This is a genomic window from Corynebacterium tuingiense, assembly GCF_046718165.1.
In the GTDB taxonomy this organism is placed as follows: domain Bacteria; phylum Actinomycetota; class Actinomycetes; order Mycobacteriales; family Mycobacteriaceae; genus Corynebacterium.
On record NZ_CP177101.1, the window covers coordinates 2,240,188 to 2,254,315 of the forward strand.

General features: G+C 59.6%; 10 protein-coding genes and 2 pseudogenes. 3 read left to right on the forward strand and 9 right to left on the reverse strand.

The window, feature by feature from the left end; translation table 11 throughout:
* Positions 1 to 20: 20 nt before the first annotated feature.
* Both ACLI1T_RS10615 and ACLI1T_RS10620 read right to left on the reverse strand, forming a co-directional pair.
* Positions 21 to 548, reverse strand: a complete 528-nt coding sequence (locus tag ACLI1T_RS10615; protein WP_411702651.1) for a hypothetical protein — start codon at positions 546 to 548, stop codon at positions 21 to 23.
* 2 nt (positions 549 to 550) lie between these two features.
* Positions 551 to 2,500, reverse strand: coding sequence for an alpha/beta hydrolase-fold protein (locus ACLI1T_RS10620; protein ID WP_411702652.1), 1,950 nt, complete (start codon positions 2,498 to 2,500; stop codon positions 551 to 553).
* Between the two features lie 307 nt (positions 2,501 to 2,807).
* On the opposite strand from ACLI1T_RS10620, the gene ACLI1T_RS10625 reads away from it, so the two are divergent.
* Positions 2,808 to 3,632 carry a GDSL-type esterase/lipase family protein gene (locus tag ACLI1T_RS10625; protein WP_023024297.1) on the forward strand — a complete coding sequence of 275 codons (825 nt, stop codon included), beginning with the start codon at positions 2,808 to 2,810 and terminating at the stop codon, positions 3,630 to 3,632.
* A 130-nt stretch (positions 3,633 to 3,762) separates the two neighbouring features.
* Here the strand turns inward: ACLI1T_RS10625 and ACLI1T_RS10630 are convergent.
* From ACLI1T_RS10630 to ACLI1T_RS10660, 7 genes and pseudogenes are all read right to left on the reverse strand, one after another.
* Positions 3,763 to 4,008, reverse strand: a pseudogene (locus tag ACLI1T_RS10630) (IS3 family transposase); the annotation flags it as partial.
* Positions 4,009 to 4,247: 239 nt separating this feature from the next.
* Positions 4,248 to 5,282, reverse strand: coding sequence for an alpha/beta hydrolase family protein (locus tag ACLI1T_RS10635; protein ID WP_349853540.1), 1,035 nt, complete (start codon positions 5,280 to 5,282; stop codon positions 4,248 to 4,250).
* A 138-nt stretch (positions 5,283 to 5,420) separates the two neighbouring features.
* A pseudogene (locus ACLI1T_RS10640) lies at positions 5,421 to 7,114 on the reverse strand (hypothetical protein).
* Positions 7,115 to 7,176: 62 nt separating this feature from the next.
* Complete coding sequence (locus ACLI1T_RS10645; RefSeq protein WP_023024308.1) at positions 7,177 to 8,157, reverse strand: decaprenyl-phosphate phosphoribosyltransferase; 981 nt, start codon at positions 8,155 to 8,157, stop codon at positions 7,177 to 7,179.
* Positions 8,150 to 8,665, reverse strand: a complete 516-nt coding sequence (locus tag ACLI1T_RS10650) for a phosphatase PAP2 family protein (protein WP_349864198.1) — start codon at positions 8,663 to 8,665, stop codon at positions 8,150 to 8,152. Before ACLI1T_RS10650 ends, ACLI1T_RS10645 begins: the two co-directional genes overlap by 8 nt.
* Positions 8,655 to 10,607, reverse strand: a complete 1,953-nt coding sequence (locus ACLI1T_RS10655) for a glycosyltransferase (RefSeq protein ID WP_411702653.1) — start codon at positions 10,605 to 10,607, stop codon at positions 8,655 to 8,657. Before ACLI1T_RS10655 ends, ACLI1T_RS10650 begins: the two co-directional genes overlap by 11 nt.
* A gap of 143 nt (positions 10,608 to 10,750) precedes the next feature.
* A complete protein-coding gene (locus tag ACLI1T_RS10660) occupies positions 10,751 to 11,338 on the reverse strand; it encodes a three-helix bundle dimerization domain-containing protein (protein ID WP_349853546.1) in 588 nt (195 codons plus the stop codon).
* A gap of 166 nt (positions 11,339 to 11,504) precedes the next feature.
* On the opposite strand from ACLI1T_RS10660, the gene ACLI1T_RS10665 reads away from it, so the two are divergent.
* Together ACLI1T_RS10665 and ACLI1T_RS10670 are read left to right on the forward strand one after the other, a co-directional pair.
* The gene (locus tag ACLI1T_RS10665) at positions 11,505 to 13,352 is read left to right on the forward strand and encodes a chorismate-binding protein (protein ID WP_411702654.1); all 1,848 of its coding nucleotides are present in this window, start codon (positions 11,505 to 11,507) and stop codon (positions 13,350 to 13,352) included.
* Entirely contained in the window at positions 13,349 to 14,101 is a 753-nt protein-coding gene (locus ACLI1T_RS10670; protein WP_411702655.1) for an aminotransferase class IV, read from the forward strand. The genes ACLI1T_RS10665 and ACLI1T_RS10670 overlap by 4 nt, the downstream gene beginning before the upstream one ends.
* Positions 14,102 to 14,128: the final 27 nt, after the last annotated feature.

Consider the following 14,128-nt stretch of genomic DNA (forward strand, 5'->3'; position numbering starts at 1 on the left):
CCGGAAAACCTCAAAGAAAGCTAGCAAAGAGCTGAACGTGCGTTGTCCTGGAGAAGCTTGGTGAGCTCCTCATAATCCATGTCAGAGCGTTGCTGTTCAATCAGTTGCCCAGCTACCGCAGGAATAGTGATGCCATTGTCACCGCAGGCCCCCTGACCGGCGCCGAGGAGCTGATCTTCTACCCCATCGACATTCACGTCGGCATCCTTCAACGAATCCAAGTACGCAGCCTCTTCCTTGGGCAGCTGCGCGGAGGGGATCTCTGAAATCTCGCGCGCACCGCGATCCTCTGGGGAGTTCGCTGAACGAGACCCATTCGTCGGCTCCGCGGATTCCTTGGAACCGTCCTTGGGTTCGGATGGCTCCTGCGAGGAGGAAGCGCTGCTGGATGCGGACTCGCTACTACTCGTGGTCGATTCTTCGGAGGTTTTTTCGCGCGACAGCGGCGCCACCGAGGTGTCATTGCCGGAGTCACTATCCACGGTGGCAGAGTCACACCCTGCCAATCCGAGGCATAAGACCGCTCCTACGAGGGCTAATTTACGCATGCTTACTTCTTTTCAGTCTGTACGCGGCCCATGACTTCACTGATCGTCCCGTGCTGGAACTCCTGCTTCAATCCACCAGCGGCGATTTCGGAGTAATCAGAAGTGGGCCAGCCAAACTCGCCTTGCTCCCAGCCCTTCTTACCCCATTCATCCATAATGGCGCCCTTCAAAATGTAGTGCGCGCCGGATTCTGGGGACCAGTAGATGGAGCCATGTTCAAACTCCTGGAAGAAGCCGCCCTCTACCTTCTTCTCACCGTCCGTGGGGAAGCCCAGTGGGGAGTCAGCGCCACCCATGTCCTTGTACTTTTTGCCAATGGCACCAAAGGAGACCTGGTTCTTGCCGTCCGGGTTGCGGGTCAGAATGCCACCTTGGAATTCCTGGACAAGGCCATCGCCCACCTTCTTTACCGGGCCGGTCGGGAACTTCAGATCGCCGCCTTCGTAGCCCTTCTCGCCCCACTTCTTGTACATGTCACCGGTAATTTCCCAGGCGCCGGTCTCTGGGCTCCAGTAAATGGAACCGTGTTCAAAACGCACGAGGCGTCCCTTGCCATCCATCGTCTTAGTTTCACCGGTCTTAGGGAAGCCCAACCAGGAGGTGGGGCCACCGATTTCCGCATAGCGGGCGCCGATGCGGCCGTACAGGGCGTGCGCACCATTCTCCGGGGACCAGTACGCCGTACCGGTTTCGAAGTCTTGTGCCTTGCCCTTACCGGCAACATCATATTCGTTATTCAGGCAGGAACCGAGTATGCCTTCTTTGGTGGCCTTGGCGATATCGCCTTCGGTATTACAATCCGCACCGCGGTCAGCCTTGTCAAGGTCGAGGGCATCAGCAATGTGCGGCCATGCATTTTGCATCTCAAATTGCCAATATTCCCAGCTGTGCACGCCGGAGGGCCGGAATTCCACTACTGGTTCCACATTGGCGCGCTTCGCGTAATCCACGAAGGTCTGGGTGGACATCCGAGAGATAACTTCCAGCCCCATGCCGGCCAGACTTGCCTGTCCCTTGGCCACCGAGTCTTCCTGGCCAAAGTCGTCCTTGCCGTTACCAGCAGAGACATAGACCTGCATGTCCTTGAGGTTTTCGATGCCCAGCTTCGGATCGTGGTCGATCCAATCCTGCGAGCCCGGCTCGCCCCACATCTTGCGGGAATCGTAGCCGCCAGCATCGCGCTGCGCAGCCATGATGGCCTGTGGCATGCCACGGGTAGTCATATCGAGGTAGCCGGAGAACGAACCCACGAAATCAAACAAGTGCGGGTTACGCTCCGCCAAGTTGACCGCTGCGGTACCGCCCATGGACAGCCCAGTCACCGCGCGCTTCTGGTTGGAGCGGTATTCATGATCCAAAATTGGCACCAATTCCTTGGTAAGGAAAGTCTCCCACTTGTAGTTCTTTCCCGCATCCGGCTGCTGCCAGTCGGAGTAGAAGGAAGATTCGCCGCCCACCGGCATGATGAGGTTGACGTTGCGGTCCGCATACTGGTTGAGGATATTGGTCTCAATGGTCCAGCCGGACTCGTCATCGCGGGCGCGCAGGCCATCAAGTGCCCATACCTCTGGGAACTTCTTCTCCGGCTGCGAATACCAGTCGCGCGCGAGCTGGATCTGCACCTTCTGCTCGTGATCCGGCATGGCTGCGGACTGGATATAAACCATCAGGTGACGGTTGGACAGGTACTCCACACGGTTGATCTTTACGCCATCCGGCAGCCCCTCCACCTGTGGGTATTCGGTCTCCACTGGGGTACGGGCCGGCGGATCCTTAGGCGCAAAGTGATCAGACAGGCTGCCGCCGTTGCCTGGCTGAGCGGAGCTCATGTCACCAAGAGAGCTTTGGGCAGTGGCATTGGGCAGCAGGGCAAGTCCAACGGCAATGGCGGTCGGCATGGCTGCTACCGCGAGCCCCTTGCGGACCTTGCCCGGGGAAGTGTTTTTGCGCATAGGTAAACGTCCTTGAAGATTTACCGCGGCCGCATTCCGAAGGTTCCCCTCCTCCGGACTGCTACCTGCGGCGTGAGCTGTCTATTGTGCGCTTAAGTTTAAGTTGAACTTGAAGCTTTGGAAAGGCTGACACGCCGTGCAAAGTTATATCACCATTTATCTCGATGCAGAGGCTGTCCCCCGGAATCGCCCAATAAGCAATCTCCCAGCTTAACCACAGACTGGACTCTCACCAAGAAACCACTAAGATAACCACAGCATGCACAAAAGTGCACCCTGTAAACATCCCCTACCCAAAGCGAAAGATATGAAAAACATAAAGACCAAAATCACCGCCGGACTCATCGCCCTCACCACAAGCCTCACCATGGCCCAGACTGCAAATGCGGACCAAGGCAAGGAAATGGTCACCTTCGGCGATTCCTTCACCGCCAACGGCGGCGCACCAGGAGACCGAGGATCAGCCTCTCCATATAAGCGCCCCTTCCACCCCTGCTTCAACGACAAGCACAACTGGGCGCACCAAACCGCCAACAACCTCGACCACAACCTCGCCGACTACTCCTGCAACGGAACCAGCGTCTGGATCAACCAATACGTCGACGACGCCATCGAAAAAGGCAACATCGGCCAAGACACCAAAGAAGTAGTGTTCATGTACGGCGGTCTCCAGCAAGGAACCTACTTCGATGCCCTAGCCAACGCCACCCTCCCCGACGTACCCAAAGCCTCCACCTACCGCGGACTACTAGACTTCCAATTCAACAAAATTCGTAAAGCCGCACCCAACGCCCGCATCACCATGGTCAATTACGTCCCAATGACCGTCAACGACACCCTGTGCGTTGTAAACCACGACCAGCTGCAGCTCCCTGTAACTATCCCGGGCGCAACAATCGCAGAAGACGAATTCAACCGCGAAATCGGACGCGCAGCACACGACCTCGGAGTCAACTTCATCAACCTCCACGACCAAGCAAAGACCCACGACCCCTGCCAACCAGACACCAACCAGCGATGGGCCACGCTCGTGCAGACCCCAACCGCCCCATCCGTCATGCCACTACACCCAACAGACGTAGGACACGACGGAATGACCCAAATCATTACCCGAGAACTCCAAAACCACTAACCAAAGCACGAACCCGCAACACCACCGAAAGCGCCATGAACTAGTCCCCAAGAGTTAGACGGGTTTAATTCAAGAAGGTTTGGGGAGCAAGGGCCTGACTCCGATATTACATCGGGGTCAGGCCCTTAAGTCATTGTTGGGTGCGTTCGGTGTTGTACCACTGGATGTAATCTTCGATCGCCTGGGTGAACTCCTCGACGGTGCTGAAGTCTTCTCCGTGGTATGTCTCGCTTTTCAGGTGACCGAAAGCGTTCTCTATTACTGCGTTGTCGTAGCAGCTGGCTGTACGCGACATCGACTGAACGCCGCCGTTGTCGTGGATCAATGTCCGCCAGGTTGAATGCTGGTATTGGAAGCCTTCATCTGTATTTTTCAGCTAGGCATTTTCGGCCGGCAACAGTTCGTTTTTGCGACGCTGCTTGTCTCCTTCAGTAAGCCCCTCCGGCTTGGTGCCCCTGCCCTGTTCGAAACGCTCCACCATTTGCTCGCGCTGCGTTTCACTTAGCGAACTTCATAGTCCCAAAGAAAAATGCTCCCCACTAGTTGGTAGCTGATTTCTCAGTCCAACTACTGGGGAGCAGTTCAAACGGCGCGGGGATAGTCCGTTAGTGAGCCTTACCAGGCATTCAAAACGTTGAGAACGCGTGGCTTGGAAGCATTGAGCTGGTAGTCCCATTGGTACCAGTTATGCAAGCCCTCGGCCGGGTAGCTCACCGTTGGGTTCAGACCCTGCAGTCGAGCGGCGCCTTCCCAAGCGCGGGTGGTCAGCTGAGAACCAACCTCCAGTGCGACACCCGGTGCTTGGAACTTCGGTGGGAGGGTTTCCTTATCCAATTGACCCGGCATACCGGATGCGGCTGAAATATAAACATCGGTACCACCATCGCGCAGCTGCGGAATCAGCATGAGCGGGTCATTCTGGAAACGCCTTGGGTTAAATAGGGAACCGTACATGGCGTTGACATTGAACCCGCCTACATCCAGCATGGCCAAACGAAGGACAGTCTGGGCACCTGGAACCGTCATAGTCAAGTAACCAGAGTAGGACAGTACCTGCTTGAACTGGTCAGTGTGCTTAGCAGCCAAAGTCATGGCGGAACCGGCACCCATGGAGAGGCCAGCGATCGCATTGTTGTTGCGGGCCACGCCAAAGTTCTGCTCGAGGTAGGCAGGAAGCTCCTGGGTAAGGAAGGTCTCCCACTTGTAGTTAACCGGATCGTTCGGATCATACTTGCCCGGTGCCTGCCAGTCGGCATAGAAAGAAGACTCGCCACCTGCCGGCATCACGAGGGTGAGGTTGCTGTCCGAGTAGGTCTTTGCGGCATTAACCTCGCTATGCGGGCTAACCCAGCCGCTGGTTGCGTAGGTAGCGCGCATGCCATCCAATAGGTAGAAACCAGCGTTGCCGCCATTCTTTGCGGGCTGAATCTGTACCGGGATATTACGGTTCATGGACGGGGACCAGACATCACAGCGCTGAACCCAAAATGCAACTGGGTCCCATTCACAGGTGCCAGTATTATCCGGACGCAGCCAATCGCGGTTTCCCGCGTGTGCCTGCTGCGTGCCGCCTGCCACTACGGCGAGGCCAAGCGCTACGGCCACCGCCATGATGACCGATAGGACGCGTCCCCTCAAAGATGCAGTCATCTTTCTCCTCCACAAAGTACTCAATTATTGTTCTTTGGCTTTATCGCTGGGAACCTGTGAATCGTTAACACCCCTCAGCGAAAACCTCACTGAAAGGCAGTGTAGTTCACTCACAGACTTTTGCCTCATTATCAACCATCATTGCAGGTAATCCCCCGGATCGGAGGAAAAGGTTAGGGTCCTTCCCTCTGTCAGGGAAAATTTAATATTTTCTAAGAATCGGCCCCAGGTTAGCGGTTGCCTATAGGTGGCAAAGAGTTTCTGGAAATTGGCATCATTAAGCGCAGTGCGTGCTTGCCACGCGGAATCTTTATCCTGCCCCAGCAATAGGGAGTCAATATCCACTGCAGAATCGGCAATCTGCCACGCCACACCAAGGCTCTTATCATGGCCAATGCGCCCGCCCTCGATGCGGGGCTGGCGCGCTGCTAGGGGATTACTGAGCCCAATTTCATCGAGCACGCGCACCTCAAGCGGGGCATTCATAGAAGTAAGACCGAGGCTAAGAAAATACACAGTGGGAGGATCGGAGCGTTCCGGATCCGCGGGCACCGTCGTCCACGATGGCTGGCCCCCTTCCTTGATATAGCGGAAGGTCATGGCATCGCCGGCTGCCAAGTCCTGCACCGCTTTTTCGTAGTCATTCATCAAATCCATACCCAGGAAATCCTCGGCCCGGCGAGGTGGTTCCTGCCGGTTGGTGATATCGGTCCAATAGTCCCGCTCATCCACAACAGTAAGCTTCCCCGCGTACGCAGCGCGGTCTACCGGGTGGCCATGCACGACAATAACGAGAGCCCACACCGCAGAGAATACGGCAGCCCACCAGGTTCGTAAATTAACTACGAAGATGGGCAGGAGCGCGGCAAAAAGCGGAAGCAGCAACATGCGTCCATGCATAAAATCGCCGCCCACGTGCACAACATACAAGGCATGCAAAAGCGCAGCGCCCAAGAAGATATAAACCACAGTCTGCAGCGAGCGCAGCGCCGGCGGGCGAAAATTGGCTTTCCATAGCGCCGCCACTGCCAGCACGATGAGTGGGAGGTACAGCGCGTAGGGCACCATAAAGTCACCCAGATACGCAAACCCTTTGCCCCACGCGGAACCGGCCGCGGATTTCGCAACGGCGGTATGAGGCGTAAGCAGGCCGTAGTAGCCCATGCGGAAGACTTGATACCCCAGGGGCAGGGGCAAGGCGGCAGCGATAACCTTCCACGAACGCGTGCTCACTATGAGTACAACGCCAACCAAGCCGCCATACAGGGCGAGCTCAGGGCGAATGAGCCAGGACAGCCCCGCCCAGAATGCCAACCCATACACGAGAGGCTCGGGCGGCAATTCTTGTCGCGGTCGCGCCCATGAAATCAGCATCCACCACAAGACGGCCAAGTAGAAAAGACACAGGCTCCATTCCAAGCCGGAGGTAAAAAGTCCCGTGCCGGTGGCAGGGCCAGATACACCAAGGCACCAGCGGGAAGAACAATTCCCTTGTGCATGCTTGCCGATGCCCACGTGCCCACCACCATCGCCGCAACCGCCAGGATAAGCCCGAGGTAGATGGCGATCGTTTCGAGCTCAGCACCGCTTACCCACCGCGCCACAAAGATGAGGTATTGCCAGACCGTGGAGGTATTGGCCTCGACGCGCTCGCCCACATTGAACACAGGCCCGTTGCCGGCCTCTAAGTTGCGGACGGTGCGCAGAACGATGAGTCCATCATCGGCGATCCAGCGGCGGGCAAAGCCACCCCACAAAGAAAAAACACCGATAATAAGAACCGAGGCGGGTACGCTCCAACGTACGATTCTCTTGTTACCGGTGTTAACCACGTGGGGTGAGTATATCAGGTCCCTCAAGATCTTCTAGTTCAACACGTCTATGCCACCGCTGCTTAGACCAATGGCATGATGTAGACGGCCATGGCGATGCAGGCCAGCCAAGCGATGGCGAGGATCTGCAGGGTGCGGTCCCCCAACGCGATTTCTTCCGGCGCACCACCTTGGCCGCGGTCCACATCGGCGGCATAGCGCAGGATGGCGATGGTAAACGGCACCATGGAAATCTGGTACCACACGCCACCAGAGGTTGCGGCATTAGCCAGTTCAAAGCCCCACAGGGAGTAGAAGACCACCACGGCGGTGGCCGCTAGCGTCCAGACAAAGCGCAAGTAGGTCGGCGTATAGCCCTGCAAGGATTTGCGAATCTTCGCACCGGTCTTTTCCACCAGTAGGATTTCGGCATAGCGCTTACCGGAGGCCATAAACAGCGAGCCAAAGGCAGCAACCAGCAAGAACCACTGCGAAAGCTCAATATCGGCGGCCACGCCGCCGGCCATGGTGCGCAGCATGAATCCGGAGGACACCAGCGCAATATCGATGACCGGAATATGCTTCCAGCCAAAGCAATAGCCCAGCTGCAGGGCGATATAAACCGCCATGACGATGGCTAGCTCTAGTCCAGCGGTGGCCAAAAAAGACAGCCCGATGGACAGGCCAACGAGCACCACAGCCATGACATAGGCCACCTTGATGGGCAGCACGCCCGAGGCAATCGGGCGGAAGCGCTTGGTCGGGTGCTCTTGGTCCTCGCGCCAATCCTTGGCGTCATTAATCAGGTAGATGGAAGAAGCGCCGAGGCAGAAGACGATGAAGGCTAGGAGGACATCGACAAGCACGCGCCCGTGAAAGAGCGAGTCCGCACCGGCCGCAGCGGGCGCGGCCAGCACGAGAATGTTTTTTACCCATTGCTTCGGGCGCAGGGCCTTGACCATGCCATCGGCCAAATTCTTCGGCGGCTTGCGCTTGCGTCCGGTATCGACGCCGGACGTATGCGGCTCCGAATGGAGAAAGTGCTGGTTGCCGTCCTCACTCATGCGTCTTTCCCTTCGTCATTGCCCGCGCGGTAGCAGCGCCAATGGCTGCGCCCGCAACGGTATCGGTTGGATAGTGCACCCCGAGCACCATACGCGATGCCATCATCACCGGCACTCCCACAAGCGGTGCCTTGGAACCCGTCAGGCGGGAAAGGCCCACCAAGAAGGCGGTGGTGGAGGTGGCATGCGAGGACGGGAAGGATAGGCGCGAGGGGGTCTTGACCCCAACGCGCACGTAGGAATAATCGGGCCGCTTGCGCCGCACGATGCGCTTGAGCACCACGCTTGCCGCATGCGCGGTAAACGCCGCGGCACCGATCCGAATCCACTCCTCACGGCGCTGCTTGTCCAAACTGGCCCCAAGTGCCGCGCCACCCATCCAGCCCAGGGCGTGCTCGCCCAAGTGGCTTAATCCGCGGGCGGTGGGCAGCACTCCCGGCACGTCAAAGGCGGCGTTCTGAATGGACTCCAAGACGTGGGATTCTGCGATGGAAAGCTTATTGGGCATCAAAAACCTTCTTCCAGGAAGACCGCGCGGTCAATTCCGGCAACGCGACGCGGTATTGTGCCCGCAGGTCATCGAAGTTATCTTCGATTTCTTTCAGCAGGCTGCGGGTTTCAACGATAAGCTCCTTGGCCAAATCGCGGTCGCGCTTGCGGAAGGCCACGCCCGTGCCGCCGGCCGTGGAAACGGTGGCGGAGTCAACGCGGGAAAGGGTAAACCAACGCGCCTCGTCCGGGGTGAGGTTCAGCTGCGGCGCCGCGTGATGCGCGGGATCCTCCTTACTCAGCAGGTGCTTAAGCCCCTTTGCTGCCCACGGCAGCTTCTTGACCTTGGCCAAGCGCCCGCCCACATTGCGGGTGGGAACGCCCGGCGCGCCGGTCGGCGCCGGCAGCTGGTCTGCGGATTCGATGATGACCGCATCCGAGTAGTTCTTGCGGATCTCCGCGATGCGCGGCAGCGAGGTATCCAAGATATCGAAGAGGTGGTCCGGCCCCGCCAGGAAGTCCTTCATGGCCTCAATTTGGATGGCCATGGTGGAGTATTCCATGCACATGGTGTGCTTGAGCGTGGACTTAAAGATGGACTTGGTAATGCCAGATACTGCGCCATCGTGGTACAGCGAGGCCACGATCAAGCGGTTGCGCAGGTGGAAATAGGCCTGCCAGTCAATGGCATCGTCCTTATCCGCCCAAGCCATGTGCCAGATGGCCGCGCCCGGCCAGGTCACCGTGGGGAAGCCATTGCGGGCGGCGCGCAGGGAGTACTCGGTATCGTCCCACTTGATAAACAGCGGCAGTGGCTGACCGTTGGTCTCTGCCACCACGCGCGGGAAGAGGCACATCCACCAGCCGTTATATTCCACGTCCACGCGGCGGTGCAGCGCGCGAGAATCGTACTTCTTTGGATCCACATGGGTTTCTGGCGTGCCAATGGCGCGCAGCGGGTACTTGGCAAAGTCGTGGTCATACACGGCATGCGGCGCGGCGCCCCACATGAAATCGGAGCGGTTGACCTGCTCACCGGTGGTGCGCAGCTGGGAGCGTTCCTGCAGGTTGAGCATCTGCCCGCCAACGATGATCGGCTTTTCCGCATAGCGTGCGGCTTGCACCGCGCGCAGCACGGAGTCCGGTTCGATGGCAATGTCATCGTCCATATACAAGATGAAGGGCGAATCCGTATTCTCCAGCGCCTCGTACATAATGCGGGAATAGCCGCCGGAGCCGCCCAGGTTGCCCTGACGGAATTCGCGGAAACGCTCGCCAAAGTGGGCCACCGCCTCGTCGTAACCCGGCTCATCGGCCGGGTGCTGGTTGCCTTGGTCCGGCATGAGGACGAAGTCAATGATCTCATCCACCACGGGATCTTCTGCCAGGGCCTGCAGGGCAGCGACGGCATCGGTGGGGCGGTTGAAGGTGGGAATACCGACGGCGACGCGCTTTTCGGAAGGGGCGAGCTCGGTGCCATCGGGAAGCGTTTGCGCCGCTGGGGCCTGCGGGGAGCACCAGGCTGCATCCGACACCGTGGTTTCCTTTTCCGCGGTGATATCGAACCACAGCCAGCCGCCGTCCTCGAAGTTTTTCAGCGGCAGCTCAAACTCGTGGTGGCCGGTGCCCACGAGGTGGTTGGCCACGGAGATGCGCTGGCCATCCTGCTTGGAACGGTACAAAGAAACGTTGGCCTGACCCTCGATCTCCAGGCTTAAAACCACCGAGCGCAATTGCGACCAGCGGCGCCAGTAGGAGGCTGGGAAGGCGTTGAAGTAGGTTTCAAAGGAGGCTTCCTCGCCGGCCGGGATGGTCACGGCGGTGCGGTTTGTCCAGCTCAAGCGCTCGCGGTTTTGCTCCGCCTCGATGAGGTAGAGCATGCGTACATCAAAGGGTTCGCCGCGCTTGGGCAGCAAGATTCGCTGCAGGGGCTCATAGGCCGAGGTGTTGTTGGCAGTCACGATTGCTTCGATTCTCCAAACGATTCAAACAGTAGTCAGCGACCTAGCGTAGTTGCTTTCGCGCGCCTGCTCGGGTTTACACGCGGACAATAAAAGAAGGGCCGAGGAATTCCTCCTCGGCCCAGGGCTTATGGTGCCTCCCCTTATGCATTCACGCGCTCGGTTACCGGGTCGATGCCCAGCTTGTTCAGCATGTAGTAGACGCGGGCTTCTAGGTCATCGGCAAGCTCGCGGGCCTGCTCAACGGTCTCAGCCGGGGCGATGTCCCAGATCTTGATGTCCTTGCCGGCCTCATCGCGCTCGACCTCGCGTCCCAGGTACACGATGTAGTCCGGCATGGCCACGGTGCGCACCTCTTCGAGGTACTTCTTAGGAGCTTGGCCCATGCCGCGCTCGCTCATGACGTGGGCCAGGTGGTCATTGCCGTCATTTTCCGGGTGCGCGGCGGCGGTATCGACGTAAAGCGCCTCCCCCGCGTGCTTCTTAGTGAGGTCCGCTGCGGCCTTGGCCAGGGCGTGGTTATTGCCCGCGGCGAAGCGAACGTGGATGCGGTGGGCGCCGAAGAACTCGCGCACCTCGCGCTCTACCAGCACGGGGATGAATTCCACGAGCTCGGCGTTGGCGGTGTGCTTGGCGATGACCTCGTCCAACTTCGTATCGATTTCAGCACGGGTATATCCGTGACCGTACTTGGTGTGCAGGTCATGACGGAGGGTTTCAAACTGGTTCATTGTTATCCCCTTTCCTGAATTCTTTCCCCGTTTGCTTGTTGTTAACTTAAAGTTAACTTTACAACGTAGTGTGACATACGTCAATTAGTTGGTCATCACCCAATAGTTAGACCTCCCGTGGAGCAAGTTACGCGTGGGGCGCACTGGGCTATAGACTCTGCCTTTGATGATCCTGCTCATTGATAATTACGACTCGTACACGTTTAACCTTGCGCACCTCATCGCTGAGTTCTCCGGAACCGAGCCCCTCGTCGTTCCCGCGGGCGAGGCCGCCGACATCCCAGATCGCGTGCGCGCCGGCGAATTCAGCCACGTGGTTATCTCCCCTGGCCCCGGAACCCCGGAGGAAAACAACGACTTCGGCATGTCCCGGCGCGTTATCGAGGCGGCCGCCGCAGCGCGAATCCCCCTGCTCGGCGTCTGCCTTGGCCACCAGGGGCTGGCGATGCTCGCCGGCGCCCGCATACGCCGCGCGCCCGAACCGCGCCACGGCTTCGTGTCCACCATTAGCCACTCCGGCGAGGGGATTTTCGCCTCCATCCCGCAGAACTTTCAGGCGGTGCGCTACCACTCGCTGCACATTGAGCCTGCCCCGGGCATCACCGTGCACGCCCGCAGCGAAGATGGCACCGTCCAAGCCCTCAAGGTCGATGGCCTGCCGCATTGGGGCGTGCAATTCCACCCCGAATCGGTACTCACCCAGCACGGCGCGACCCTGCTGCGCAACTTCCTCGGCGGTTTTCGCATCCTCCACCGCGAGGTCCCCGGCGCGATTGACTGCCCACGGGTCTTCGCGGCGCTGCAGGCAGACGGCACCGACGCCTTCTTCCTCGACTCCGCCGACGCGCGCGGGCGCTATAGCATTCTTGGCGATGCCACCGGTCCGCTTAGCCAATCCTTTCGCTACCGGCTTGGCGAAGCCCCCGATATCCTCACCACCCTCGAGCGCGAGCTATCCACGCAGGTCTTTGACGCGCCGGATTTGCCGTTTACCGGCGGGGTGGTAGGTTTCCTCGGCTACGAATGCGCGCAGCTTACCCTGCCCATCCAGCTGCGCCACCGCTCGCCGTATCCCGATGCCTACTTCATCCGGCCGCAGTCCTTCCTTATCTACGACCACCACCGGCAAATGGCGCACCTATGCTGCCTGGATGGCGACGGCGCGCAGGGCCTTCTCGACCGGTTGGAGGCAGCCCTGGAGGGCGGGCAGGTGGGAAACGAGGGGGTATCGGCAAGCGCGGGCGCCTGGCGCGCCACCGACTACCTTGACCGAATCCAGCGCGCCCAAGAGCTCTTGCACGCTGGAGAAAGCTACGAGGTATGCCTGACCGATACCTATACCGCGCAGGCCACCGGCGATATTTATGCTGCGCTGCGCCGGCACAACCCGGCACCGTACGCGGCGCATCTGGTCTTCGACGGCGTGGAAATCTGCAGCGCCTCGCCCGAGCGTTTCCTTAGCGTGCGCGATAACCGCGTCGAGGCCAAGCCCATCAAGGGCACCATTCCAGCCCACCAGGACCCCGCGCTGCTTCGCGATGACCCCAAAACCCGCGCCGAGAACCTCATGATCGTGGACCTTTTGCGCAACGATTTATCCCGCGTGTGCGAGCCCGGCACCGTGCGCGTTCCGGGGTTGATGAACGTGGAAAGCTATGCCACCGTGCACCAGCTCGTCTCCACGATCACCGGCCAATTGCGCCCCGGCGCCACCGCGCTCGACGCCATCCGCGCCGCCTTCCCGCCCGGTTCTATGACCGGCGCGCCGAAGCTGCGCACCTGCGAGATTATCGATGCCCTCGAGGCAGGACCCCGCGGCGTCTATTCCGGCATCGTGGGCTACCTCGGGTATTCCGGCGAGGCTGATTTCAGCGTGGTCATCCGCACCGCGGTGCGCGCGGGTTCCGAGGTCACCGTCGGCGCCGGCGGGGCCATCGTCCTCGATTCCGATCCCGCAGCCGAGCTGGCCGAAAGAAACCTCAAGGCCCAATCGGTCCTCGGGGCGTGGTCATGAGCTCCTATATCTGGCGCGACGGCGCCTTTATCCCCTGCACCCCACCAACCGATCCATGCACCGTGGCCGATTCCTGGCGACATTCGCAAGGCCGCACGCACGGCCTCCACCTGCATCTAGAGCGCTTCGAATCCGCCGCCGGAACCTTGCCCGCCGGCTTCGTCCTCGCCATGCTGGAGCTGCTTTCGGGTGGCGAGCTCTTCCCCCGCATCGCCCTGATAGCCGGCGAGCTTTACCTCGATATTCGGCCCGCACCGGCCCCGCGCGCCCACACGCGCCTTACCTACGCCAAGGCCCCCGATCCCCGAGTACGGCCCCTAGTTAAAGGCCCGGACTTGCCCACCCTGGCCGCCTACCGCAGCCAGTATCAGGAAAGCAGCACCGATGACACCGCGATTGTCGATGCCCACGGCGCCATCGCAGAAACCACCACCGGCGCGCTCATCGCCTGGGACGGCGACACGCTCCTGCTTCCTACCGGCGTGCGCCTGCCCAGCGTGACCCTGCGCCAGGTCCTGCACCGCTGCAATGACTTGGGACTTTCCACCGCGCAGCACCCATTGACCCCGGCACTCGCTGCGGAATGTCCCCTGTGGTTTATCAACTCACTGCATGGAATTAGCCCCGTCAGCTCCATACACACACCACACGACACCATCACTCCACCGCCGCACCCGGAGGCCGCAATCTGGCAAAACTGGTGGTGGCAGGGTTTTAGCCCCGCGGGTGCAGGCGAACACTACACATAACACTCAACACAACACTCAACATGTGCA